Source organism: Georgenia wangjunii (assembly GCF_036421975.1).
GTDB classification, from domain to species: Bacteria; Actinomycetota; Actinomycetes; order Actinomycetales; family Actinomycetaceae; genus Georgenia_A; species Georgenia_A wangjunii.
Genome location: NZ_JAZGON010000002.1, coordinates 352763 through 376421, shown reverse-complemented (window position 1 = coordinate 376421; position 23659 = coordinate 352763). Strand labels below are relative to the sequence as shown.

Genomic DNA, 23659 nt, shown 5'->3' with positions numbered 1-23659 from the left:
GGTCGGCCGGCCGTCACGGCGCTCAGTGGCCGAACGCCTCCGCGAGCCACCACGAGGGTGAGTCCGCGACGACCTTGGCGTCGACGAGGAGCGGGCGCTCGCGCGGGCCGGCGAGCCACGCGCGCACGGCACCGAGGTCGGCGACCTCGCGGACCTTCACGGCGTCGAACCCGTACCCGGATCCGATCGCGGCGACGTCCGTCGGCGGGAACGTCACCGTGCCGACGTCCTCGCCGGCGAAGTGGTGGACCTCCGCGCCGTACGCGTCGTCGTTGTAGACGACGACCACCATGGGCAGGCCGAGCCGGCGGACGGTGTCGAGCTCGGCCGCACCCATGAGCGCCCCGCCGTCGCCGAGGGCGGCGACCGGGAGCCGGTCGGGCCGCGCGAGCGCCGCCCCGATCGCGGTCGCGAGGCCGAGCCCGATGGACTGGAAGGCCTGGGTGAAGCAGAAGCCCTCCTCGTCGGGGACCTCGAGGAACATGCTCGGGTAGCCCATGAAGTTGCCCGAGTCGACGGCGACGATGCGCTCGGCGGGCAGGAGGTCGTCGAGGGCGATCGTCAGGGTGCGTGGGTCGATGCGCCCGGCGCCGGAGAGGTCGGCGAACGGCACGTCGCGCCACCGCAGCTCGGCGTCCAGCCGCGCGCGGACCTCGGGCGTGCGGTACCGGCGGGCCGGGCGCGCGGCGCCCGCGTCGACGGCCGCGAGCGCGGCGTGGGCGGTGGCCGCGACGTCCCCGACGACGCCGAACGTCAGGGCGCGGTGCACCCCCAGCGCCTCGGGCGTGTCGTCGACCTGGATGACGGTGGTGCCGGGTGCGATGAGCCGGCCGTGGCGCATCGTCCACATGTTCAGCGCACAGCCCCACCCGACGACGAGGTCCGCCCCGCGGATGAGCTCGGCGGCGAGCGGTGAGGAGAAGCCGCCCGAGACGTCGAGGCTCCACGGGTCGTCGTGGAAGAGCCCCTTCGCGACGGCGGACGTCGCGAGCAGCGCGCCGCCGGCCTCGGCGAGGTCGCGCAGCGCGTCGCGGGCCGCGGGCGAGCGCGCGCCCCGCCCGGCGACGAAGACCGGCCGGCGCGCCCCGGCGAGCGCCGCGACGAGGCGGGCGACGTCGTCGGGCGCGGGCGTCTCCGGCACGGGACCGGGCGGCATGGCGGCTGCGGCGGGTTCCCGGGGCACCGAGTCGCCCGCCGGCTCGCCGGGTGCAACCGGCTCGGCGGGCGCAGCGGTCTCGGCGGGCGGAGCGGTCTCGGGAAGCGCACCGGGCGCCGCGGGCTCGGCCGCTCCCCCGCCGTCGTCGGCCTCGAGGACGTCGAGCGGGAGGTTGAGGACGACGGTGCGCCGCTCGTGGAGCGCGAGCGCGACCGCCGCGACGGCGTCCGCGGCGGCCGTCGCGGGGTCGGTGACCCGCACGGGCACCGCCCCGACGGCGCGCGCGAGGGCGTCCTGGTCGACGTAGAAGTTCGACGTCGTCACGGTCGCCTGCGGCGCGAGGACGACGAGCGGGGTGCGGGACTTTGCCGCCTCGGCGATGCCGGTCATCGCGTTCGTCAGGCCGCAGCCCTGGTGGACGGTGAGCGCGGCGACGCCCCCGGCCGTGCGGGCATAGGCGTCGGCCATCGTCGCCGCGCCGCCCTCGTGCCGTGCGGCGACGAACCGCGCGCCCGCGGCCGCCATCGCCGCCGTCACGTGGAAGTTCCCTGAGCCGACGACGCCGAAGACGTGGTCGACGCCCGCGGAGACGAGGGCTCGCCCCACGGCGTCCGCGACGCGCATCAGCGCTCGACGAGGGCGAGCACGCGCGCGGGCGAGCCGGACCCGCCGACGATCTTCAGCGGCGAGGCGACGACGACGGCGCCGGTGACGGGCAGCCGGTCGAGGTTCTGCAGCTGCGCGAGCCCGTACTTCCCGTTGCCCATGAGGAAGGAGTGGCACGGGAACATCGGGTCGAAGCCCGACGCCGCGCCGGCGTCCGTGCCGACGGTCTCGACGCCGATCCCGCACAGCGGGCTCTCCTCGGCGACCCAGCGGGCGCACTCGGCGGACATGCCGGGGCTGTGGGGCCCGTCGTCGTCGTTGTTGAGCATGTCCTCCTGCGTGGTGCGCGCGGACCAGCCGGTGCGGCACAGGAGCCAACCGCCCTCGGGCAGCGGGCCGTGCTCGGCCTCGAGCGCGCGGATGTGCTCGACCTCGATGAGGAAGTCCGGGTCCTGCGCCACCTCGGCCGTGACGTCGAGGACGACGGCGGGCGCCACGAGGTCCGCGGCGGGCACGGAGCCGATGTCGGCTCCGTCCTTGCCGCTCACCCAGTGGTTCGGCGCGTCGAAGTGCGTGCCGGTGTGCTCCCCGGTGCGGAAGTTGTTCCAGTACCAGGCCGGGCCGCGGTCGTCGTAGCGCGAGATCTCCTCGAGGGTGAAGCGCGCCGTCTGCCCGAACTGCTCGGGCAGCTCGAGGATCGGGGTCTCGTGCGTGAGGGGCGCGGTGAGGTCGACGACCTCGACGGCGCCGGAGCGCAGGGCGGTGAGCAGCTCGGCGAGCACGGGCATGGGTGTGTCTCCTTCGACGCGAGGGTTGCTCGGCCCAGCGTGGCACATCGACCGGGCGCTCGCGGCGCCCTCGGCACGACGGTTCCCCACGTGCCACGGCCGCCGACACCGGAGCCGGGCAGCGTGCCCGGCGCCGTCCCCCGGGGCGGGCGGCGCGGGGGACGGGCCGCGCTCCCGGCGTCGTCCCCCAGGCCGGGCCACGACGCGGGGCCGGCACCCTCCCCGCGTCGTCTCTCGGGGGCCGGGCGAGGAGGTGGGGTGCCAGCTAGCGTCGCGTCGTCGGAGCGGCGACCGGCTCGTCACTGCCGCGAGAGGCCGTCTCGGCCGCCTCCGTCGCCGGGTCGCCTGCACGCGGGGCTGCCTCGGCCGGGGCGACGGGGTCGCCCACGAGGACCGCGTCGGCGGCCGGCTCGTGGTCCAGGCTCGTGGCCAGCGGCATCTCCTTGACGAAGCACAGGAGCACGGCCGCGATGAGGCCCAGCGGCGCGATCCAGAGGTAGATCGGCGTCAGGGCGTCGTTGTAGGACTCGAGGATCGGCTGACGGATCGCCTCCGGCAGGCCGGCGACCACGGCGGGGGTCAGCGACTCCGTGCCGCCGCCCGTGACGCTGCCGGCCGCCCCGGCGGGCAGGCGCTCCGCGAGCAGGCTCGCGAGGCGACCAGTGAAGATGCTCCCCACGAGCGCCGAGCCGAGGGTCGCCCCGATCTGGCGGAAGTAGTTGTTCGAGGCCGTCGCGGTCCCGACCTCGCGGAGCGGGAAGGTGTTCTGCACGATGAGCACGAGGATCTGCATGGACATCCCCAGTCCGAGGCCCACGACGCCGACATAGACGCACACGTGCCACACGCCGAGGTCCGGGGTGAGGGTGGAGAGCAGCACGAGGCCCAGCGCGAGCAGCAGGCTGCCCGCGATCGGCATCCACTTGTAGCGCCCGGTGCGCGAGACGAGCTGGCCGGTGACGGTCGCGGTGACGAGCATCGTCCCCATCATCGGGATCATGAGCAGCCCGGACCCGGTGGCGTCGACGCCGAAGGTCATCTGCAGGTACGTCGGCATGTACCCGATGGCGCCGAACATGCCGACGCCGATGAGGAGCCCGGCCACGGTCGTGAGGTTGAAGTTCCGCTGCGCGAATTGGTGCATCGGCAGGATCGGCTCGGCCGTGCGGCGCTCGACCCAGACGAACGCCACCGCGGTCAGCAGGGTGGCGGCGGCGAGGCCGAGGATGACGGGGTCGGTCCAGTCGTAGGTGTGCCCGGCCCAGGAGGTGACGAGCACGAGGCACGTCGTCGCGACCGCCAGGAGCGCCATGCCGCCGATGTCCAGCTGGATGCGGCCGCGGTGACGAGGCAGCTTGAGGAAGACGAGCCCGGCGGTGAGCGCGAGCAGCCCGAGCGGGATGTTGATCCAGAACGCCCAGCGCCACCCGGGGCCCTCGGTGAACCAGCCGCCGAGCAGGGGCCCGGCGACCGAGGAGACGGCGAAGACGGCGCCCATGACGCCCATGTACTTCCCGCGCTCCCGCGCCGGGACGACGTCGGCGATGGTCGCCTGGGACAGGATGATGAGCCCGCCGCCACCGAGCCCCTGGATCGCCCGGGCGACGATGAGCGCGCTCATCCCGTCGGCGAGTCCGCCGACGACCGACCCGACCATGAACAGGACGATCGCCGCGAGCAGCAGGGGCTTGCGACCCATGAGGTCACCGAGCTTGCCGTAGATGGGCATCATGATCGTCGAGGCGAGGATGTAGGCGGTGATGACCCAGAGCATCTGGCTCACGCCGTCGAGCTCCCCCACGATCGTGGGCAGGGCGGTGCTGAGCACGGTCTGGTTCAGCGACGCGAGCAGCATGGACAGCATGAGGCCCGCGAAGAGCAGGCCGACGTGCTGGGTGCCGGCGCCCAGTTCGGTCCGCCGGCTGGTGGTCGTCGAGGTCATGAGAGCTTTCCGAGGAGCTGGTGCAGGAGGGAGAGGGACGACGCCAGGTTTTCGGGCGTGAGGCCCGCCGCCGCGTCGTGGTCGGGTGACTGGATCGCCGAGCGCAGCGGGACGGCGGCGAGGATGACGAGCATGCGCGCGACGTCCTCGACCGCGTGCTGACCGAGACCGGCCGACCAGTCGGGGTGCGCGCCGAGCAGGTCGGTCAGCGTCTGGCGGACGAGGTCCTCGGCTCCCGCCATCAGTTCTCGCCGGCGCTCACCCAGGCGCGGGTTGTCCCTGACCAACCGCTGGCGGCGGGCGACGTCCGTGCCGGAGAAGGCGCTGCGGTACACCGCGAGGAGCAGGCGCGAGACCTGGTCGAGGACGTCGTGGTCGAGCCTCAGCTCGTCCACGAGCGCCGGCTCGAGCACGGGCTGGCGCATCCCCAGCACCGCGTCGTCCTTCGTCGCGAAGTAGTTGAAGAAGGTCCGGGGCGAGACACCCGCCGCCTCGGCGACGGCCTCGACCGTCGCGTTCTCCAGACCCCGTTCGAGGGCGAGGGACGCGGCGGCCTCGTGGATGGACATCCACGTCTCGGACCTCCGGCGTTCGCGCAGCGAGGTAGAGGGAGAACTCATGCGGCAATGGTTGCACTCATGCAATGACTGCACCAGTGCACGCGTCGTGACGTCGGCCACCCTCTCCGTCGTGCTCCTCGTCAGCCTCCTGCCACCTCGGCACGCCGGCGGGTGAGGAACCTCCGCTCGGCGGCGTTGCCCGCGAGCGCGAGCGCCGCGTCGTACTCCGCGACCGCCTCCCTCGGGCGACCGAGACGGCGCAGGAGGTCGGCACGGACGGCGTGGAGCACGTGGTAGCCCGCGAGGTCGAGCGCGTCGACGACGGCGAGCGCAGCGGCCGGACCGTGCACCTCGGCGAGCGCGACGGCCCGGTTGAGCGCCACGACCGGGCTCGGCGCCCTCGCCATGTGCTGGTCGTAGAGGGCAAGGACCTGGACCCAGTCGGTGTCCGCGGCCAGCGGGGCGTCGCTGTGGACCGCGCTGATCGCTGCCTGGAGCTGGTAGGGCCCGGGCCGGTTGCGCCGCAGGCACCGGCGCACGAGGGCCTGCCCCTCGGCGACGAGGTCCGCGTCCCAGGCGCGCCGGTCCTGCTCGCCGAGCGGGACGAGGGCGCCGTCCGCTGCCGTGCGCGCCGCGCGGCGGGAGTGGGTGAGGAGCATGAGGGCGAGGAGGCCGAGCACCTCCTCCTCGTCCGGCATCAGCTCGGCGAGGAGACGGCCCAGCCGGATCGCGTCCGCGCAGAGGTCCTGGCGCACGAGGTCGTCGCCGGACGTCGCCGCGTACCCCTCGTTGAAGACGAGGTAGACGACGCCGAGCACGGCGGGCAGCCGGTCGGGGAGCTCCGCCTCGCCCGGCACCCGGTACGGGATGTTCGCGTCCCGGATCTTCGCCTTGGCGCGCGAGATGCGTTGGGCGACGGTCGGCTCGGGGACGAGGAACGCGTGGGCAATCTCCGGCGTCGTGAGGCCGCCGAGGAGACGGAGGGCGAGGGCCACCTGGGCTGCCCGGGCGAGGGACGGGTGGCAGCACGTGAAGATGAGGCGAAGCTGGTCGTCGCGCACGGTGCTCTCCTCCCCCGGCTCGTCGCGGGCGTACAGCAGGTGAGACGCGGCGTGCCGGGCCTCGCGCGTGGACTCTCGCCGCAGCCGGTCGATCGCCCTGTTCCGGGCGGTCGTGATGATCCAGGCGGCCGGGCTGGGCGGGACGCCCGTCGCGGGCCAGCGTTCGACGGCCGTGACGAACGCGTCCTGCACCGCCTCCTCGGCGAGGCCGATGTCGCCGAGGAGGCGGGCGAGGACGGCGACGGCGCGGCCGTACTGCTCGCGGAAGACGCGCTCGACGTCGGCGGCGGCGCCGGGCGCAGCGCCCGGGCCGGGCACGACCGCCGGTGCCGGCTCAGCACCTGAGCCGGCCGCAGGTGCGAGCACGGACCGCGGACCGGAGTTCGGCCCGGGCGCGCGCGGCGCACCGGGCCCGGCCCGCGCGCGCGGCCCGGCCACGCCTCAGCCGGCGTCCGCGTAGCGGAAGGGCTTGACCTCGATCGTCAGCCCGCTCGCCTCGCAGATCTGCCTGGCCCAGCCGAGGGCGACGTCGAGGTCGGGTGCCTCGACGACGGAGAGCCCGCCGAGGTGCTCCTTGCCCTCGGCGAACGGGCCGTCGGTGACGAGCACCTCGCCGCCGTCGCCGGGGCGCACGGTCGTGGCCGTCTCGGGCCCGTGGAGGCCACCGGAGAACACCCAGCCGCCGGCGGCCTTGATCTCGTCGTTGATGACGGCGAGCCGCGCCATGACCGGCTCGAGGAACTCAGCGGGCGGGGTGGGGCCGACGGGCTCGATGACGCTGAGCAGGTACTGGGACATGGTGCACCTCCGTGTGCCGGTGGCCGGCGTCGTGCCGGCCTCTCACCCTCTGTACGAACGCCGTACCGAGAATTCGACACCGGCGGCGGCGCCGCGTCCAGGGTGCGAGCGCTCGCGCGGGGCGGCGCCGCGTGGGCGAGGGAACGCGGCGTGAGACGCCCGCGGCGTCTGGTCCACTACGCGGACACGGCCCCCGACGCCCCCGGACGCCGCTAGCGTCAGCGCCATGTGGACTGTGATCCGCCTCACTGAGCGTCGTTGGCTCGACCTCGGTCGCGCCTGCAGCCAGCGCTGTCTGCCGTCCCGCTGAGTACGCCCGGCCTGCGCCGTACGCCCGGCCCGCGCCGCGCGCGCCGCTGACCGACGCCGCACGCACCTCCTCGCTCCTGACCGCGCCGCTCCGGCGCTTCTCGTCGCTGACAGCGCCCGATCGTCGGCGACCGCGCGCGGTGCCCGTCGCCGGGCCCGGCGCACGTCGGCCTCGTCCCATGCACGTCCCCGCGCTTCCGCAGCCGTCCGCGCCTTCGTCGGTCCTCGCGGAGCGTCGGCACAACGAACCAAGGAACCCACGTGTCCCCACGCCCTTCCCGCCCGATCGGGCTGCTGCTCGCCGCTGCCCTCGCCCTCACCCTCACGGCTTGTGGCGCGGACGACGCGACCACCGATGACGGCGCCACGGACGCCGCCACCGGGGCCGACCGCGCCGGGGGCACGTTCACCTTCGGCGCCTCCATCTCACCCGGGTGCCTCGACCCGCAGCAGCTCGCCCAGGGCATCACGATGACCGTCGGGCGCCAGATCACCGACTCGCTCACCGTGCAGGACCCGGAGACCGGGGAGATCAAGCCCTGGCTGGCCGAGTCGTGGGAGACCTCCGAGGACGGCACGGTCTTCACCTTCACGCTCCGGGAGGGCGCGACCTTCTCCGACGGCGCGCCGGTCGACGCCGAGGCGGTCAAGGCGAACTTCGACGGCATCCAGGGGCTCGGCGCCCGCTCGCTGCTCGGTTCCACCTATCTCGACGGCCTGAGCTCGACCGAGGTCGTCGACCCGACCACGGTGGAGCTGACCTTCGACGAGCCCAACGCCCAGTTCCTCCAGGCGAGCGCGACGATCACGCTCGGCCTGCTGTCCCCCGCCACTCTCGCGCTCACGCCGGAAGAGCGGTGCGCGGGTGACCTCATCGGGTCCGGCCCGTTCGTCATCGACAACTACGTGCCGGACGAGTCCATCACCCTGACCAAGCGGGAGGGGTACGACTGGCCGAGCGCGCTGGCCCAGCACGAGGGCGAGGCGTACCTCGACTCCGTCGTGCTCCAGATCATCACAGAGGCCTCGGTCCGCACGGGGGCCCTCCGGTCCGGGCAGGTCCAGGGTGTCCAGGACGTCCAGCCGGTCGACCAGGACCAGTTCGACGGCGGCGAGTACTCCCTGCTCGCCGTCACGAACCCCGGTGTCGTCACGAGCTTCATCCCCAACGAGCAGCGGCCGATCATGGCCGACCCGGTCGTGCGGCGGGCACTCCAGCTCGCGATCGACCGGCAGGAGATCGTCGACACCCTCTACAACGAGCGCTACCCGGTGGCCACGTCCGTCCTCGGCTCGACGACGCCGGGGTACGTCGACCTCTCCACGGACCTCTCCTTCGACGCCGACGGCGCGGCAACGTTGCTCGACGACGCCGGCTGGGCACTCGGTGACGACGGCATCCGGGTGAAGGACGGCCAACGGCTGAGCATCTCGCTCCTCGGCGGCGGCGTGGAGAGCACGCTCGTCCAGCAGCAGCTCGCGGCCGTCGGCGTGGACCTGCAGATCCGCGAGGTGGACGCCGCCCAGTACGTCGAGATCCAGGCCAGCGGCGACTACGACCTCGCCGGCTACAACCTCACGCGCGCCGATCCGGACGTGCTCAAGGCGATCTTCTCCACCGAGTACACCAACGTGCCGCGCCTGGCGCCGAACCCGCTCGACGACGTGCTGAGCGCCATGTCCACCACGCTCGACCCCGCCGCCCGCGCCGAGGCGGCGGCGCAGGCGCAGCAGATCATCATCGAGGAGACGCACGCCATCCCGCTCGTCGAGCAGGCGCAGGTCTTCGCCTTCTCCTCGTCCGTCAAGGACGCCTCCCTCGAGGCCTCGACCCGACTCGACCTGTACGACACCTGGCTGGAGGACTGACATGCCGCTCTCCCTCACCGAGATCTCCGACCGGCTGGAGATCACCGACACCATCACCCGCTACTCCTACGGGCTCGACCAGCGGATCTGGGCCGAGTGGGACCGCACCTTCACGCCCGACGCCGTCCTCGACTTCACGCCCGTCGGCCTGGGAGTGCAGAGCATCGCCGAGGCACGCGCGACTTTCGACGCCAACGAGGCGCGCATCCCGGCCGGGCAGCACCTGCTGACGAACACGCTCATCGAGGTGGACGGGGACGGCGCCACCGCGCGGTCGGAGTACATCCTCAACACCTTCGAGCGGGTCGAGACGCCCGGGCGGGCGCGCTGGAACCGTGGGGGTGGCTGGTACGAGGACGACTTGCGGCGCACCGAGGAGGGCTGGCGCATCACCCGCCGCACGGCGCACGTCAAGTGGTTCCACGTCGAGGAGATCGACTGGCGGGCCGCGACCGACTGATGGGTCGCTACCTGCTCGGCCGCCTCGCACAGGCGGCCCTGGTGCTGTGGGCGGCGTTCACGGTGAGCTTCGTCATCCTCTTCATGCTCCCTGGGGACCCGGTCTCCATCATGCTCAACCCCGGGGGCCAGGCCACGTACGTCGACCCGCAGGCCGAGGCGGACCTGCGCGCGGAGCTGGGCTTCGACCAGCCGCTGCCCGTCCAGTACGGGCAGCGGCTGGTCGCCGCGGTGCAGGGCGACTTCGGCATGTCCATCCGCTCCGGCTCCCCCGTGGTCGCCGCCATCACCGAGGCGCTGCCGGAGACCCTCAAGCTGGCGGGACTCGGTCTGGGCATCGGTCTGCTCGGCGGCGCCGCGCTGGCGGTGCTGGCGACCTACCTGCGTCGCGCATGGCTGCGTGAGGCGCTGCTGTCGTTGCCGCCGCTGGGCATCGCCGTGCCGACGTTCTGGGCGGGGCTCATGCTCCTCCAGGTGTTCTCCTTCCGGCTGGGGTGGTTCCCGGCCTTCGGGAACACCGGCTTCGGCTCGCTCGTGCTCCCGGCCCTGGCGCTGGCGCTGCCGACCGGCGCGGTGGTGGCGCAGGTGCTGGCCGGGTCGCTCGTCGCGACGTGGCGCCAGCCGTTCGTGGAGATCGTCCAGGCCAAGGGCGCCTCTCGGTTGCGCACCCACCTCGTGCACGTGCTCCGCAACGCCACCATCCCCGCGCTCACCATCGTGGGCCTCGTCATCGGCAACGCCTTCGCCGGGTCGGTCGTCGTGGAGACGGTGTTCTCCCGCTCCGGGATCGGGCGGCTCCTGCAGACCGCCGTCACCGAGCAGGACATCCCGCTCGTCCAGGGCCTCGTGGTGCTCTCCGCGGTCGTGTTCGTCGTCGTCAACCTGCTCGTGGACCTCGCGTACCCCCTCATCGACCCGCGCATCGTCACCCGCCGGAGGGCAGCCGCATGAGCGACGTCGTCGCCGTCTCCCAGGACCTGGCGGGCACCGGACCGGCCAGCGGCCCCGACGGTGCCGGGCGTCCGCGTCGCCGGCCACGAACCGGCAGCGACCGGTGGCGGAGGCTCGTGACGCCGGGGCTGGTCGTCTCCGCCGCCGTCGTCGTCCTCGCCGTGCTGTGGGCCCTGTTCCCCACGTGGTTCACCGGGGCGGACCCGCTCGTCGGCGTGACGAGCGACTCGTTCTCCCCGCCCAGCGGCGAGTACCCGTTCGGCACCGACCAGACCGGGCGCGACCTCTACGCGCGCATGGTCCACGGCGCGGGGCTCTCGCTCCAGGCCACGGTCCTGGCGGTGGCCATCTCGCTCACGGTCGGGACGACGCTGGGACTCCTCGCCGGCTTCATCGGCGGGGTCGTCGACGACGTCGTCATGCGGTCCGTCGACGTCCTCCTCGCCATCCCCGGCCTCCTGCTCTCCCTCATGATCGTCACCGCGCTCGGTTTCGGGACCATACGCGTAGCGGTCGCCGTCGGGGTTGCCGGGATCGCAGGTTTCGCCCGCGTCGCTCGCAGCGAGGTGCTGCGGGTGCGGGAGTCCCTCTACGTCGAGGCCGCGTTCACCAGTGGCGCCCGGTGGCCCTCGGTCCTCCTTCGTCATGTCGTGCCCAACAGCGCCGGCCCGATCATCTCGCTGGCCACGCTCGAGCTCGGGACGGCGATCCTCGCCGTCTCCTCGCTCAGCTTCCTCGGCTACGGCGAGCCGCCGCCCACGCCGGAGTGGGGCGTCCTCGTCTCCGAGGGGCGCGACTTCCTCGCCGGCGCGTGGTGGCTCTCGACGCTGCCGGGCCTCGTCATCGTGGCCGTCGTGCTCTCCTTCAACCGGCTCTCGCGGGCCATCACGGCAGGGACACGATGACGACGCAGGCTCGGGCGGACGGATCGACCGGCGCGGCAGCACCCCTGCTCCGGGTACGCGACCTGCACGTCGCGTACCGCGGCCGGAGCGGCCTGCAGGAGGTGGTGCACGGCGTGGACCTCGACGTCCACGCCGGGGAGGTGCTCGCAGTAGTCGGCGAGTCGGGGTCCGGCAAGACGACGCTCGCCCACGCCGTCATCGGCCTCCTGCCCGGCAACGGGGCGGTGACGGACGGGCAGATCCTCCTGCGGGACCGCGACATCACGGCGCTCGCCCCGCGGGCGATGGCACGGGTGCGCGGTGCACAGATCGGGCTCGTGCCGCAGGACCCGAGCATGTCCCTCAACCCCGTGCACCGTGTCGGCCACCAGGTCGCCGAGGCGTTGCGGATCCACCGGCTCGCCGGGCGCACCGGAGCCGCCGAGCGCGCCGTCGAGCTGCTCGGGCTCGCCGGCCTGCCCGAGCCGGCCGTACGGGCACAGCAGTACCCGCACCAGCTCTCGGGTGGGATGCGGCAACGCGTCCTCATCGCCATCGCCCTGGCGTGCGAGCCGCCGCTGGTCATCGCCGACGAGCCGACCTCGGCGCTCGACGTCACCGTGCAGCGCACCGTGCTCGACCGTTTCGCCGACGTCACGGCTCGCTCCGGCACGGCCGTCCTGTTCATCACCCACGACCTTGCCGTCGCCGCCAACCGCGCCGACCGCATCGTCGTCATGCGCGACGGCAACGTCGTCGAGACGGGGGTGGCGACCGAGGTGCTGGGGGCCCCCGAGCACCCCTACACGAGGCAGCTCCTGGCGGCGGCGCCGTCGATGTCGAGCACGCGGATCCAGCCGCGCCCGCGCGCGAGCAGCGGCGGGGCGCCGGCCGCGGGCTCGGGTGCCGCCAGCGCCCCCGCCACGGACCCGACCGCCGCCGGTGCGGCCGCCACGGGCCCGAGCGTCGCAGTCCGGAGCGCCGGGAGGGCGGGCGCGACGCGCCCGCCCGGGGCCGCGGGCAGTGCCTCCGCCCCGGTGCTCGAGGTCCGTTCGCTCGTCAAGGAGTTCCCGCTGCCGGACGGCGGGTCGTCCCGTGTGCTGCGCGCCGTGGCCGACGTCTCCTTCTCCATCCCAGCGGGCCAGACGTTCGCCCTCGTCGGCGAGTCCGGCTCCGGCAAGTCGACCACGGCGCGGATCGCGATGATGATCGAGCGCCCGACGTCGGGCAGCGTGCTGCTCGGCGGGCAGGACGTCACGAGCGTCCGGGGCGAGCCGCTCCGCAAGCTCCGCGCGGAGATGCAGATCGTCTACCAGAACCCGTACGCCTCGCTCGACCCCCGGTTCACGGTCGAGCGCATCGTGGCCGAGCCGCTGCGTGCGTTCCGGGTCGGAACCACGGCGCAGCGCCGCGCTCGGGTGCGCGAGCTGCTCGATCAGGTGGCCCTGCCGTCCGAGGCCGCCCGGCGCCGTCCCGCCGAGCTCTCGGGTGGTCAGCGCCAGCGGGTGGCGATCGCTCGGGCGCTGGCGCTGCGGCCCCGGCTGCTCGTGCTCGACGAGCCCGTCTCCGCGCTCGACGTCTCGGTGCAGGCCCAGATCCTCCGGCTGCTCGTCGATCTCCAGTCCGACCTCGGCCTGGCGTACCTGTTCATCTCTCACGACCTCGCCGTCGTGCGTCAGGTGTCCGACGGCATCGGCGTCATGCGCGCGGGCGAGCTCCTCGAGGTCGGTGAGGCGGACGACGTCTTCAATCGCCCCGAGCACGAGTACACCCGCGAGCTGCTCGCGGCTATCCCGGGCCGGCGGGTCGCGACGTGAGCCGATCACCGGCCCAGCGCGCCGGAGGGCGCACCCGCGCGGCGCCCTTGACAGCCGGTAGAACACGTGTTCGACTCTCGCCATGCGGTGGGACGGGCAGCAGATCACGAGCGAGACGGACGGGGCGCTTCCGGGCCTCGCCCGGATGGCGGGGCTCCTGCGCACGGTGCGCACACCGGAGTTCGCCGGCATCACGTTCCACGAGGTGGCCGCCCGCTCGGTGCTCAACAAGGTCCCCGAGGCGTCGAGCATGCCGTTCCGGTGGACCGTCAACCCGTTCCGCGGCTGCAGCCACGCCTGCACGTACTGCTACGCCCGCTCGACCCACCGCTACCTCGACATGGACACCGGCGCGGACTTCGACTCCCAGATCATCGTCAAGGTCAACGCCGCCGAGGTGCTGCGGCGCGAGCTCGCGAAGCCGTCGTGGACCCACGAGCAGGTGGCGCTCGGGACGAACACCGACCCCTACCAGCGGGCGGAAGGGCGCTACCGCCTCATGCCGGGCATCATCAGCGCGCTCGCCGAGTCCGGCACGCCCCTGTCGATCCTCACGAAGGGGACGCTGCTGCGGCGGGACCTCCCGCTCCTCGTCGAGGCGGCGCGGCGCGTGCCGGTCTCCCTCGGCGTCTCCCTCGCCATCCTCGACGAGGAGCTCCAGCAACTCGTCGAGCCGGGCACGCCGACGCCGCGCGCCCGCCTCGACCTCATCCGCTCCATCCGCGACGCCGGGCTCGAGTGCCACGTCATGGTGGCCCCGGTCCTGCCCTGGCTCACGGACTCGCGCAGCCACCTCGACGCCCTCTTCGCCGCCGTCGCCGAGGCCGGCGCGAGCTCCGCCCATGCCTTCCCCGCGCACCTGCGGCCGGGCGTGCGCGAGTGGTACATGCAGTGGCTGAGCACGCACCGGCCCGCTCTCGTGGCCGGGTACCGCCGGCTGTACGGGCGCGGGTCCTACGTCTCGACCGAGTACCGCGACTGGTTGCGCGAGCGGACCCGCCCGCTGCTGCGCCGGCACGGCCTCGCCGGGAGCTCCCGGCTGCGCGAGGTCGCGGACGCCGAGCGGGCGGGCGCCGAGGCGATGGCGCCGCCCGCCGCGCTCCTGCCGCCGAGCGCCCCCGACGCCGTCATGCAGCACGCGCTCTTCTGAGCCCGGGCCGCGTCGCTCAGGCGCTCTCCCAGAGCCCGACGACGTTGCCCTCGGAGTCCTTGAAGTAGGCGGCGTAGCCCATGTCCGCCACCGCGCTCCTCCCGGCGACGACCTCACCGCCGTGCGCGGTCACGCGGGCGAGGTCCGCGTCGATGTCCGCGCTCGCCAGCGTGATGAGGGGGGCCGCGTTGATGTCGTCGCGGGCCGTCATCCCACCTCCGATGTACCCGGGCTCGCTCGGCATCCCGTCCTCGCCGGACGGGCCGGTGGACACGCCGACGTAGTCGAGCCCGGGCATCTCGTCATGACGCCAGCCGAAGACGTCGGTGTAGAAGCGCTTGGCCCGTTCCTTGTCGTCGAACGGGATCTCGAAGTGGATCACCAGGCCTGTCATGGGAACCTCCACGTCCGGGCCGCCGGCGCCCGGTCGGCGTCGGCGGTGACGCCGTCATCGTAGGAGCGCGACCAGCGCGAGGACCAGACCTCGGCCGCCGTCCGTCCCGCGCCACCGCGTCCGCCCGACGTGGGCGACACGCTGCCCGCCCGCCTCGCCCCGTGGACGTGCCGCAGTAGCACCGGGGCGCCCCGCCCAGCCGCACCCGCCCCACGCAATAGGGTGGCTCGGGCGCGTGGCTCGCCGACCGTCGAGCGCGGTCCCGCACGCCCCGTGCCTCGCACCGTTCCCTCCCGTGAAGGATGCCGCAGCAGTGACGACGTCGAAGAAGCAGTCCCCGAGCCGCTGGCGCACGCTGGCCTGGGCGGTGCCGGCCGCGCTGGTGGGGCTCCTCGCCGTCGTCCTCCTCGCACGGTGGGTCCGGGACCTGCCGGCGGTCGCCTCGTTCATGGCCGACTACCCCGGCGGTGCCCCGCAGCCCGACGCCACCCCGGAGGGCATCCCGGGGTGGCTGGCGTGGCAGCACTTCTTCAACGCGTTCTTCCTCGTCCTGCTCGTGCGCACCGGCTGGCTCATCCACGCCGGCGGACGGCAGAAGGGGCACTGGCAGCGGCACAACACCGGCCGGTTCCGCACGAAGGGCAAGCCGGCGAAGATCTCGCTCAACCTGTGGCTCCACCTCGCCGTCGACCTCTTCTGGGTCCTCAACGGGCTCGCGTTCGTCGTCCTGCTCTTCGCGACCGGGCAGTGGATGCGGATCGTGCCGACCGACTGGTCGGTCTTCCCCAACGCCCTCTCGGTGCTCGTCCAGTACGCCTCGCTCGACTGGCCGACGGAGGACGGGTGGGTGACATACAACGCGCTGCAGCAGCTCACGTACTTCGTCACCGTCTTCGTCGCGTCGCCCCTCGCCGTCCTCAGCGGCCTGCGGATGTCGCCCGGCTGGCCGAAGGACAACGGGGCGCTCAACCGGGTGCTGCCCATCGGGCTCGCCCGGGCGCTGCACTTCCCCGTGATGATCTACTTCGTCGCGTTCACGGTCAGCCACGTCGCGCTCGTCCTCGCCACGGGGGCGATGGACAACCTCAACCACATGTACGCGGCCCGGGACGACGGCGGGTGGCTGGGCCTCGCCTACTTCGCGGGCTCGGTCATCGTCATGGTGGCCGCGTGGGTGCTCGCGAAGCCGGTCTTCACACAGCCGGTCGCCGCCCTCACCGGCAAGGTCTCGCGGTAGCGGCCGGACCCGGCGGTGGCGGTCACCCGTAGGCGCTGCCACGCCGGAGGCACTGGGCACCCCGGCCGCTCGCTGCTACGCGGCCGACACAGGTGCGCCCCGCACACCCCTGGGAGCTCGTAGGTAGGCCCGGCGCCTCTCGCGCTCAGGCGAGCTGGAGCGTCGTGAGGCAGGTGGCGCCGTCGTCGTCCGTGGAGAACGGGACGGTGCCGGTGCGGCCGTCGGCGGTGACCTCGATCGTGCCCGTGACGTCCCGCGGGAGCCACATGCCGACGAACCCGTTCTCCTGCGTCGTCATCGCCTCGTCGAGAATGACCTCACCGGCGTCGTCGAGCACCGTCACCTCGACGTCCTCGCCGACGAGCTCGCCCTGGCACGTCGTCAGGCTGTGGAAGAAGCAGTCGTGCGTCTGCTCCACGTACGGGGCGAGGGAGAGGTAGAACTCGTCCTCGGGCAGCGCGAGGCTGACCTCCTCGACGCCGTCCGACAGGAGCAGCTCGTCCGGGCGCACCGAGGCCATGAGCTCCGTCGGGCGCTCGGCAACGCCGAGGCTGTCGAGGTGCTCGACGATCTCCGACGGCTCCATGCCGCCGAGGTCGTGCTGCGTGAGGAATGCGTCCGCGGGGCTCGGCGTCTGTGCCGAGCATCCGGTGAGGACACCGAGTGCGAGGGCGGCGGTCACGGTCGTCAGTCGCTTCATGGGTCCAGTGTTACAAATGGCGGCGTGCCCGGTTCGGGCCCATGGTCCCGGTGTCGCCGACACGGCGCGCCCTGCCGCCTAGTCTCCAGGCATGCCAGAAGGTCCTCGGGGAGCGCAGCGGGCTCGCGCCGGACATGAGGCTGGTGGCCCAGTCCGGGCCGGTCGCGCTCGCCGTCCGGCTCGTGCTCGCGACCGTCCTCGTCGTGTCCACGATCGCCTCCTGGGGACCCCCGCGCGAGGCCTCCTCGTGGGCGGACCGCGACCGCGCCTTGCGACGAGGTGGGCGTGGTTCTGGATGATCGTGGCCGTGCCACCGGTCATCGTCGCGTTCCTCGTCCTCGAACCCGTGCCCGCCTGGAGGCGGGGACCCACGCCAGGGCGTGAGCGCCGGCTGGCGGGTGGCAAGGCGTTCGTCATCGGGTGGGTAGCTGCCTCGCTCCTCGGGAGCAGCGTCTCCTAGACCGCGCGGTGTGCCCGTCCACGGCTCCTCGCCGCCGACGTCGACGACGAGCTCCGGCGGTGCGCGCACGCCCCGGGCGGCCGCGCGCCCAACGGGACCGGCACGCCGTTCTCAGTCCTCGTAGACACCCACGCGCGCGGCGCTCGCCTCCCACAGGCCGCGGGCGAGCGCGGCGTCGTCGGCCTGGGGGTTCGTCCGGGCGGCCTTGCGCCGCTCGTAGTACTGGCCCGGCTCCCAGTCGCGGCCCGGCGCGCCCCGGGCGAGCCAGACGAGCTGGTCGGCGCCCTTCTCGGCACCGCGCAGGAGCCGCTTGAGCGGGGTGCGGTACAGGAACCGCATGGGTGAGGTCGAGCCGGCCGCGAAGTTCGTCGCGATCATCCCCGGGTGGAACGCGACGGCCGCGATCCCGTGCTCGCCGTGGCGGCGCTGGAGCTCCTTGGTGAAGAGGATGTTCGCGAGCTTGGCGTCACCGTAGGCCTTGTTCGGACTGTAGGCACGGGCGTTGTCGAGGTCGGTGAGGTCGAGCCGCCCGAACGCGCGGGCAGCCGCGCTCGAGCTCGCGATGACCGTGGCGCGCGAGCGCTCGAGGACGTCCATGAGGAGGTGGGTGAGGAGGAACGGCGCGAGGTGGTTGACCTGGAGGGTCTTCTCGTTGCCGTCGACCGTCGTCTCCCGCTCAGCCATGATTCCCCCGGCGTTGTTGGCGAGGACGTCGATGCGTGAGTACGTCGTGCGAAGCTCGTCGGCGAGATCGCGGACCTCGTCGAGGCGGGCGAAGTCGGCGACGTGGTGCGGCTGGCCGAGCTCGTCCGCGAGCGCCGCGGTCTTCTCCGGCGAGCGACCGACGAGGACGACGGTGTTCCCGGCGTCGCTGAGCTCACGGGCGGCGGCAGCGCCGATCCCGTCGCTGGCGCCGGTGATGACGATGGTGCGCATGACGCAGACCCTACGGACACGCACGCTCGTGTGCGCGCCGCGCCCGGGCCCCGGCGGCGTCACGCCGCTGTAACGCCGGCGACACAGCCGCTCAACACCGCGGTGGTCCGATGGCCCCCGCGCCGGGTCGGCGCACTCACCGTCCGGAAGGAACCCCAGTGGACCTCAGTACCGTCCCTCGCGCGCGACGCCGCACGCGCCTCACCACGTGCCTCGCCGCCGGGATCCTCGCCGCCGCGACGCTCGCGCCGTCGTCGGCCCTCGCCGACGAGGAGCCGTTCCCCCTCGACCTCGCGACCGCGGGCCTCATCGAGGTCGAGGCCGGCCTCGCCTCCGGGTCGTTCACCTCGGTCGAGCTGGCCGAGGCGTACCTCGAGCGGATCGACGCGCTCAGCGTCCACGGCCCGCACCTCAACGCGGTCCGCTCGGTCAACCCCGCGGCCCTCGCGGACGCCGCCGCCCTCGACGCCGAGCGCGCGGCCGGCACGGTCCGCGGTCCGCTCCACGGCGTCCCCGTGCTCGTCAAGGACAACATCGACGTCGCCGGCATGCCGACCACCGCGGGCTCCGTCGCCCTCGCGCGCTCCTTCCCCGCCGGCGACGCCCCCCTCGTCACCCAGCTGCGCGAGGCCGGCGCCGTCATCCTCGGCAAGACCAACCTCACCGAGTTCGCGAACTTCATGACGAACGGGATGCCCGGCGGCTACAGCTCCCTCGGCGGCCAGGTCCTCAACCCCTACGACGCGAGCCAGAGCCCCAGCGGGTCGAGCGCCGGCAGCGGGTCCGCCGGCGCCGCCGCCCTCGCGACGCTGACCATCGGGACCGAGACGTCCGGATCCATCCTCAGCCCGGCGCGGTCGAACTCGCTCGTCGGCATCAAGCCCACGGTCGGGCTCGTGAGCCGCACCGGCATCATCCCGATCTCGGCGAGCCAGGACACCGCGGGCCCGATGACGCGCAGCGTCGACGACGCGGCCGCCCTCCTCACCGCCATGACGGCCGTCGACGCGGAGGACCCCGCGACCGCGGGCAACCCGAGCCCCGGCATCGACTACCGCGCCGCGCTGTCCGACACGGCGCTCGAGGGCGCCCGCCTCGGCGTCGTCGCGAACGAGGACGCGCTCTACAACGCCGCGCTCGCCGAGCTCGAGGAGCAGGGCGCGACCCTCGTCCCGGTGACGATGACCGGGACCACCGCGCCCAACATCCTCGCGCTCGAGTTCAAGCGTGACCTCAACGCCTACCTCGACCGGCTGCCGGACGACGCACCCATGCAGTCGCTCGCCGACATCATCCAGTACAACGAGGCGCACGCCCAGGACGCGCTCAAGTTCGGCCAGACCACGCTCATCCAGTCCGAGGCCGTCGACCTCGGCGACCCGGCGCAGCTGGCCGAGTACGAGGCCGCACGGGACCAGGGCATCACGGAGACCCGCGCGGCGATCGACTCGGTGCTCGAGGGAGGCGACCTCGACGCCATCGTCTCCGCCTCGGCGACAACGGGTCTCGGCGCCCGCGCCGGCTACCCCTCGGTCATCGTCCCCAACGGCTACGCCGAGGCGAACCGCCGGCCCACCGGCCTCGTCTTCCTCGGCACGGAGTGGACCGAGGAGAGCCTCCTCGCCCTGGCCTACGACTTCGAGCAGGCGACGCAGCTGTGGCGCTCGCCCGAGACGATCAACCCCACGCTCTTCCGCTGCACGGCGATCAGCACGCCGAGCGTGTGGGACGAGGAGTGCACCGACGCCGACGACGCCGAGACCCCGGCGCCCGAGCCGGAGCCGGAGCCGACGACTCCGGAGCCGACCCCGACGACGCCGGCCCCCGAGCCCAGCTCCCCCGCCCCGAGCGAGGAGCCGAGCGAGGCCCCGAGCCCCGACGAGACCCCGAGCCCCGACGGCCCGCCCGCCGGTGACGGCGGTCCGACCGGCGGCACCGGGGACGGCACGGACGGAGCCGGCGCGGGTGGCGCCGGCGGCACGGGCGGACGCCCCGGGGCCTCCGGGCCGGGCTCGCTCCCGTCGACGGGTGCGACGGTGCCGGGTGCGCTCGTCGGCGCAGGCGCAGGTCTCCTGCTCCTCGGCGGGGCGGTCATCGCCGGGACGCGGCGGTTCGCGGCCACGCGCTGACGTCTGACCACGCGCAGGGGCGGTCGCGCAGCGGCCGCCCCTGCGCGGGCGCGTCGGAGCCCCCGCGGCGCTCGCCCTGCCCGTGCGTCGCGACGGGTCACGGCGCTGCGCGGGTCGGTGGTGCGCAGCTCATCCGCCGCCACCGCCGTCGTCAGGCCGGACGGATCCGGTGCGCGTGGGTGTAGGCGTTGAGCTGCGTGCCACGGTTGAAGGCCACGAGGGTCAGCCCGGCCTCCTCCGCGAGCTCCACCGCGAGGGCCGACGGCGCGGACACTGCCGACAGCACCGGGATGCCGGCCATCGCGGCCTTCTGGACCAGCTCGAACGATGCGCGGCCCGAGACCTGCAGGACGGCGCCCGCGGCGGGCAGCATCCCCTCGCGCAGCGCCCAGCCGACGACCTTGTCGACGCAGTTGTGCCGGCCCACGTCCTCGCGCAGGCAGGCGAGCGCCGGCGGCGTGCCGTCGTCCGCCCCCGGGACGAACAGCCCGGCCGCGTGCACGCCGCCGGTGCGCCCGAACAGCTCCTGGCGCTCCCGCAGCCGCTCCGGCAGCGCCAGGAGGTGGTCGAGCCGGACGACGCCGCGGTGGGGCTCGACGGCGAAGGCGGAGACCTTGCGCACCCCCTCGATGGACGCCGTGCCGCACACCCCGCAGCTGCTCGAGGTGTAGACGTTGCGCTGCGCCGCGGGGCTGGGGAGCGCCACGCCCGCGGCCAGGCGCACGTCGACGACGTTGAAGTCCCGCAGGCCGTCGGCCCCGATCCCGGTGCGGTAGTCCATCCGCACGATGTCCTCCGGGGCGCGGACCACCCCCTCGGAGACGAGGAAGCCGGCGACGAGGTCGAAGTCGTGACCCGGCGTGCGCATCGTCACGGTGAAGGGTGTGCCGTGCAGCCCGATCTCCAGCGGCTCCTCCCCCGCGAGGACGTCCACCCGCTGGACGGTGCCCGCCCCGGTCATCCGGCGCACCGGCCAGCGCTTGGTCACCCGTGTCATGGCCGCATCTTCTCCCATGGCGCGGGCCGCACCCGGGTCCGCGCCACGGCGGCGCGTCACGCCTAGGATGGCCCGATGGCAACGCCGCCGACGAGCGACCGTCCCGAGCACCGGACCGATCCCGCAGACCTGCACGTCACGCCGCCGAAGCGGACCTCCGCGGGACTCCCCGCCGTCGTCTCGGCGATGCGGCACTCGCTGCGCGAGCTGGGCCCGGCGAAGACGGCCTCCGGGCTGCTCAAGCTCAACCAGCCCGGTGGTGTCGACTGCATGAGCTGCGCGTGGCCGGACCCGGCGGCGGGTGAGCGCAGCCACGCCGAGTTCTGCGAGAACGGGGCCAAGGCGCTCGCGTCAGAGGCCACCCGCAAGCGCGTGAAGCCGGCCGTCTTCGCCGAGCACTCGATCGACGAGCTCTACGCGATGGACGACTACCACCTCAACCGGCTGGGCCGGATCACCACGCCGATGCTCCGCGAGCCCGGCGACACCCACTACCGGCCGACGACGTGGGAGCACGCGTTCGCGCGCATCGCGGCCATGCTCCGCAGCCTCGAGAGCCCCGACCAGGCGGCGTTCTACACGTCGGGCCGGACGTCGAACGAGGCCGCGTTCTGCTACCAGCTCATGGTCCGCGGCCTCGGCACCAACAACCTGCCCGACTGCTCGAACATGTGCCACGAGTCCTCGGGCACGGCGCTGGTCCGCAGCATCGGGATCGGGAAGGGCTCGGTCACCCTGCCGGACGTCGAGACGGCGAAGGTCATCCTCATCGCCGGGCAGAACCCGGGCACCAACCACCCCCGGATGCTCACGTCGCTCGAGAAGGCCAAGCGCGCCGGCGCGGTCATCGTCGCCATCAACCCCCTGCCCGAGGCGGGTCTGCTGCACTACCGCAACCCGCAGACCGTGCGCGGCATGGTCGGGCCCGGGACCTCCCTCGCCGACATCCACCTCCAGGTGCGCCTCGGTGGAGACCTCGGGGTCTTCCGCGGGCTGGCCAAGGTCCTGCTCGAAGCCGAGGACGCGGGGCGGCACACCGTCGGGATGAGCACCGTCCTCGACCACGCCTTCCTCGAGGCGCACACCGAGGGCCTCGAGGACTACCTCGCCGAGGTGCGCGCGACACCGTGGGCCGACATCGAGCAGGCCACCGGGCTGCGGGAGAAACAGCTGCGCGAGGTCGGGGAGCACCTGCTCGCCTCGAGGCGGACGGTCGTCGCGTGGGCGATGGGACTGACCCAGCACAAGCACTCGGTCGCGACGATCGCGGAGATCGTCAACGTCGTCCTGCTCCAGGGGAACCTCGGCCGGCCCGGCGCCGGGCTGCTCCCGGTGCGGGGGCACTCGAACGTCCAGGGCGACCGGACCATGGGCATCTTCGAGCGGATGCCCGCCTCCTTCCTCGACGCGCTCGAGAAGGAGTTCGCCTTCTCGAGCCCGCGCGACGACGGGTTCGACACCGTCGACACCATCCGCTCGATGCGCGACGGCCGGGTGCGCTTCTTCATGGCGATGGGCGGCAACTTCCTCAAGGCCGCGCCGGACACCGCGGTGACCGAGGCGGCGCTGCGGTCGTGCGAGATGACGGTGCAGGTCAGCACCAAGCTCAACCACTCGCACCTGGCGCCCGGCGGGACCGCGCTCATCCTGCCGACCCTGGGCCGCTCGGACCTCGACGTCCAGCGGTCCGGCCGCCAGCGGGTGACCGTCGAGGACTCCATGTCGATGGTGCACGCCTCCCAGGGGCACCTCACCCCGCCGTCGGGCGATCTGCTCTCCGAGATCGCGATCGTCTGCCGGCTCGCCCGGGCGCTGTTCCACGACGAGCACGGACGTCCGAGGCGGGGAACGCCCCACGTCGACTGGCAGGCGATGGAGGACGACTACCGGGTGATCCGCCGGCACATCGAGGCGGTCGTCCCCGGCTTCACCGACTACGAGCAGCGCATCGACGACCCGGGCGGCTTCCGGCTGCCGCACGGACCGCACGAGAGCCGGACGTTCGACACGGCGAGCACGCGTGCCGGGTTCACGACGACGCCGCTGTGGTGGCCCCGGGTCCCGCCCGGCCGCCTGCTGCTGCAGACCCTGCGCTCGCACGACCAGTACAACACCACGGTCTACGGCAACGACGACCGCTACCGGGGGATCAGCGGCGGCCGACGCGTCGTCCTCGTCAACCCGGCAGACCTCGCGGACCTGGGGGTGGCCGACGGCGACGTCGTCGACCTCGTCTCGGAGTTCACCGACGGGGTCGAGCGCCGTGCGACAAGCTTCCGCGTCGTCGGCTACGACACCGCACGGGGCTGCGCCGCCGCCTACTTCCCGGAGACCAATGTGCTCGTGCCCCTCGACTCGACGGCTGACGGGTCCAACACCCCCACCAGCAAGTCGGTCGTCATCCGGCTCGACCGACGCGCCGAGGCGGCGGCCTCGTAGGAGAGGGGCCAACGATC

20 protein-coding genes are annotated in these 23659 nt (G+C 73.5%); 10 read left to right on the top strand and 10 right to left on the bottom strand.

Features of this window, described 5'->3' with window-relative positions; translation table 11 throughout:
• Positions 1–22 precede the first annotated feature (22 nt).
• From V2J63_RS05685 to V2J63_RS05660, 6 genes are all read right to left on the bottom strand, one after another.
• Positions 23–1780: a thiamine pyrophosphate-binding protein gene (locus V2J63_RS05685; RefSeq protein ID WP_331230037.1), complete on the bottom strand. Its 1758-nt coding sequence runs from the start codon at positions 1778–1780 to the stop codon at positions 23–25.
• On the bottom strand, positions 1780–2550 hold the full coding sequence (locus tag V2J63_RS05680; RefSeq protein WP_331230036.1) for a cyclase family protein: 771 nt from the start codon (positions 2548–2550) through the stop codon (positions 1780–1782). Before V2J63_RS05680 ends, V2J63_RS05685 begins: the two co-directional genes overlap by 1 nt.
• A 265-nt stretch (positions 2551–2815) precedes the next feature.
• The gene (locus V2J63_RS05675) at positions 2816–4492 is read right to left on the bottom strand and encodes an MDR family MFS transporter (protein WP_331230035.1); all 1677 of its coding nucleotides are present in this window, start codon (positions 4490–4492) and stop codon (positions 2816–2818) included.
• Positions 4489–5112 carry a TetR/AcrR family transcriptional regulator gene (locus V2J63_RS05670; RefSeq protein WP_331230034.1) on the bottom strand — a complete coding sequence of 208 codons (624 nt, stop codon included), beginning with the start codon at positions 5110–5112 and terminating at the stop codon, positions 4489–4491. The genes V2J63_RS05675 and V2J63_RS05670 overlap by 4 nt, the downstream gene beginning before the upstream one ends.
• 80 nt (positions 5113–5192) lie before the next feature.
• Positions 5193–6431, bottom strand: a complete 1239-nt coding sequence (locus V2J63_RS05665) for an RNA polymerase sigma factor (protein WP_331230138.1) — start codon at positions 6429–6431, stop codon at positions 5193–5195.
• A 123-nt stretch (positions 6432–6554) separates the two neighbouring features.
• A complete protein-coding gene (locus tag V2J63_RS05660; protein WP_331230033.1) occupies positions 6555–6911 on the bottom strand; it encodes a YciI family protein in 357 nt (118 codons plus the stop codon).
• A 570-nt stretch (positions 6912–7481) separates the two neighbouring features.
• Here V2J63_RS05660 and V2J63_RS05655 point away from each other — a divergent pair.
• The 6 genes from V2J63_RS05655 (at position 7482) to V2J63_RS05630 (ending at position 14350) form a co-directional block, all read left to right on the top strand.
• A complete protein-coding gene (locus V2J63_RS05655) occupies positions 7482–9089 on the top strand; it encodes an ABC transporter substrate-binding protein (protein WP_331230032.1) in 1608 nt (535 codons plus the stop codon).
• Position 9090: 1 nt separating this feature from the next.
• Positions 9091–9549: a nuclear transport factor 2 family protein gene (locus tag V2J63_RS05650; RefSeq protein WP_331230031.1), complete on the top strand. Its 459-nt coding sequence runs from the start codon at positions 9091–9093 to the stop codon at positions 9547–9549.
• Positions 9549–10499, top strand: coding sequence for an ABC transporter permease (locus V2J63_RS05645; protein ID WP_331230030.1), 951 nt, complete (start codon positions 9549–9551; stop codon positions 10497–10499). The genes V2J63_RS05650 and V2J63_RS05645 overlap by 1 nt, the downstream gene beginning before the upstream one ends.
• A complete protein-coding gene (locus tag V2J63_RS05640) occupies positions 10496–11404 on the top strand; it encodes an ABC transporter permease (protein ID WP_331230029.1) in 909 nt (302 codons plus the stop codon). Before V2J63_RS05645 ends, V2J63_RS05640 begins: the two co-directional genes overlap by 4 nt.
• Entirely contained in the window at positions 11401–13200 is a 1800-nt protein-coding gene (locus V2J63_RS05635; RefSeq protein ID WP_331230028.1) for an ABC transporter ATP-binding protein, read from the top strand. Before V2J63_RS05640 ends, V2J63_RS05635 begins: the two co-directional genes overlap by 4 nt.
• An 82-nt stretch (positions 13201–13282) precedes the next feature.
• The gene (locus tag V2J63_RS05630; protein WP_331230027.1) at positions 13283–14350 is read left to right on the top strand and encodes an Rv2578c family radical SAM protein; all 1068 of its coding nucleotides are present in this window, start codon (positions 13283–13285) and stop codon (positions 14348–14350) included.
• Positions 14351–14366: 16 nt separating this feature from the next.
• On the opposite strand, the gene V2J63_RS05625 is transcribed toward V2J63_RS05630, so the two are convergent.
• Positions 14367–14744, bottom strand: coding sequence for a VOC family protein (locus tag V2J63_RS05625; RefSeq protein WP_331230026.1), 378 nt, complete (start codon positions 14742–14744; stop codon positions 14367–14369).
• A gap of 295 nt (positions 14745–15039) precedes the next feature.
• On the opposite strand from V2J63_RS05625, the gene V2J63_RS05620 reads away from it, so the two are divergent.
• Positions 15040–15981, top strand: a complete 942-nt coding sequence (locus tag V2J63_RS05620) for a cytochrome b/b6 domain-containing protein (RefSeq protein WP_331230025.1) — start codon at positions 15040–15042, stop codon at positions 15979–15981.
• A 145-nt stretch (positions 15982–16126) separates the two neighbouring features.
• Here the strand turns inward: V2J63_RS05620 and V2J63_RS05615 are convergent, their stop codons facing one another.
• Positions 16127–16681, bottom strand: coding sequence for a CueP family metal-binding protein (locus tag V2J63_RS05615; RefSeq protein WP_331230024.1), 555 nt, complete (start codon positions 16679–16681; stop codon positions 16127–16129).
• A 301-nt stretch (positions 16682–16982) separates the two neighbouring features.
• Between V2J63_RS05615 and V2J63_RS05610 the strand changes: the two genes are divergently transcribed.
• Positions 16983–17141, top strand: coding sequence for a hypothetical protein (locus tag V2J63_RS05610; protein WP_331230023.1), 159 nt, complete (start codon positions 16983–16985; stop codon positions 17139–17141).
• A 111-nt stretch (positions 17142–17252) separates the two neighbouring features.
• On the opposite strand, the gene V2J63_RS05605 is transcribed toward V2J63_RS05610, so the two are convergent.
• Complete coding sequence (locus V2J63_RS05605; RefSeq protein WP_331230022.1) at positions 17253–18077, bottom strand: SDR family NAD(P)-dependent oxidoreductase; 825 nt, start codon at positions 18075–18077, stop codon at positions 17253–17255.
• Positions 18078–18235: 158 nt separating this feature from the next.
• Here V2J63_RS05605 and V2J63_RS05600 point away from each other — a divergent pair, with 158 nt between their 5' ends.
• Positions 18236–20206: an amidase family protein gene (locus V2J63_RS05600; protein WP_331230021.1), complete on the top strand. Its 1971-nt coding sequence runs from the start codon at positions 18236–18238 to the stop codon at positions 20204–20206.
• Positions 20207–20357: 151 nt separating this feature from the next.
• Here the strand turns inward: V2J63_RS05600 and fdhD are convergent, their stop codons facing one another.
• Positions 20358–21203 (bottom strand): formate dehydrogenase accessory sulfurtransferase FdhD, encoded by an 846-nt coding sequence (gene fdhD / locus V2J63_RS05595; protein WP_331230020.1) that lies wholly within the window; start codon positions 21201–21203, stop codon positions 20358–20360.
• 75 nt (positions 21204–21278) lie between these two features.
• On the opposite strand from fdhD, the gene V2J63_RS05590 reads away from it, so the two are divergent.
• Positions 21279–23642 carry an FdhF/YdeP family oxidoreductase gene (locus V2J63_RS05590; protein WP_331230019.1) on the top strand — a complete coding sequence of 788 codons (2364 nt, stop codon included), beginning with the start codon at positions 21279–21281 and terminating at the stop codon, positions 23640–23642.
• Positions 23643–23659: the final 17 nt, after the last annotated feature.

Coding starts and splice junctions, on each gene's coding strand:
- V2J63_RS05605 (WP_331230022.1), bottom strand. CDS start 18,077: ATGCGCACCATCGTCATCACCGGCGCCAGCGACGGGATCGGCGCTGCC.
- V2J63_RS05675 (WP_331230035.1), bottom strand. CDS start 4,492: ATGACCTCGACGACCACCAGCCGGCGGACCGAACTGGGCGCCGGCACC.
- V2J63_RS05650 (WP_331230031.1), top strand. CDS start 9,091: ATGCCGCTCTCCCTCACCGAGATCTCCGACCGGCTGGAGATCACCGAC.
- V2J63_RS05630 (WP_331230027.1), top strand. CDS start 13,283: ATGCGGTGGGACGGGCAGCAGATCACGAGCGAGACGGACGGGGCGCTT.
- V2J63_RS05645 (WP_331230030.1), top strand. CDS start 9,549: ATGGGTCGCTACCTGCTCGGCCGCCTCGCACAGGCGGCCCTGGTGCTG.
- V2J63_RS05590 (WP_331230019.1), top strand. CDS start 21,279: ATGGCAACGCCGCCGACGAGCGACCGTCCCGAGCACCGGACCGATCCC.
- V2J63_RS05625 (WP_331230026.1), bottom strand. CDS start 14,744: ATGACAGGCCTGGTGATCCACTTCGAGATCCCGTTCGACGACAAGGAA.
- V2J63_RS05670 (WP_331230034.1), bottom strand. CDS start 5,112: ATGAGTTCTCCCTCTACCTCGCTGCGCGAACGCCGGAGGTCCGAGACG.
- V2J63_RS05635 (WP_331230028.1), top strand. CDS start 11,401: ATGACGACGCAGGCTCGGGCGGACGGATCGACCGGCGCGGCAGCACCC.
- V2J63_RS05660 (WP_331230033.1), bottom strand. CDS start 6,911: ATGTCCCAGTACCTGCTCAGCGTCATCGAGCCCGTCGGCCCCACCCCG.
- V2J63_RS05685 (WP_331230037.1), bottom strand. CDS start 1,780: ATGCGCGTCGCGGACGCCGTGGGGCGAGCCCTCGTCTCCGCGGGCGTC.
- fdhD (WP_331230020.1), bottom strand. CDS start 21,203: ATGACACGGGTGACCAAGCGCTGGCCGGTGCGCCGGATGACCGGGGCG.
- V2J63_RS05615 (WP_331230024.1), bottom strand. CDS start 16,681: ATGAAGCGACTGACGACCGTGACCGCCGCCCTCGCACTCGGTGTCCTC.
- V2J63_RS05640 (WP_331230029.1), top strand. CDS start 10,496: ATGAGCGACGTCGTCGCCGTCTCCCAGGACCTGGCGGGCACCGGACCG.
- V2J63_RS05680 (WP_331230036.1), bottom strand. CDS start 2,550: ATGCCCGTGCTCGCCGAGCTGCTCACCGCCCTGCGCTCCGGCGCCGTC.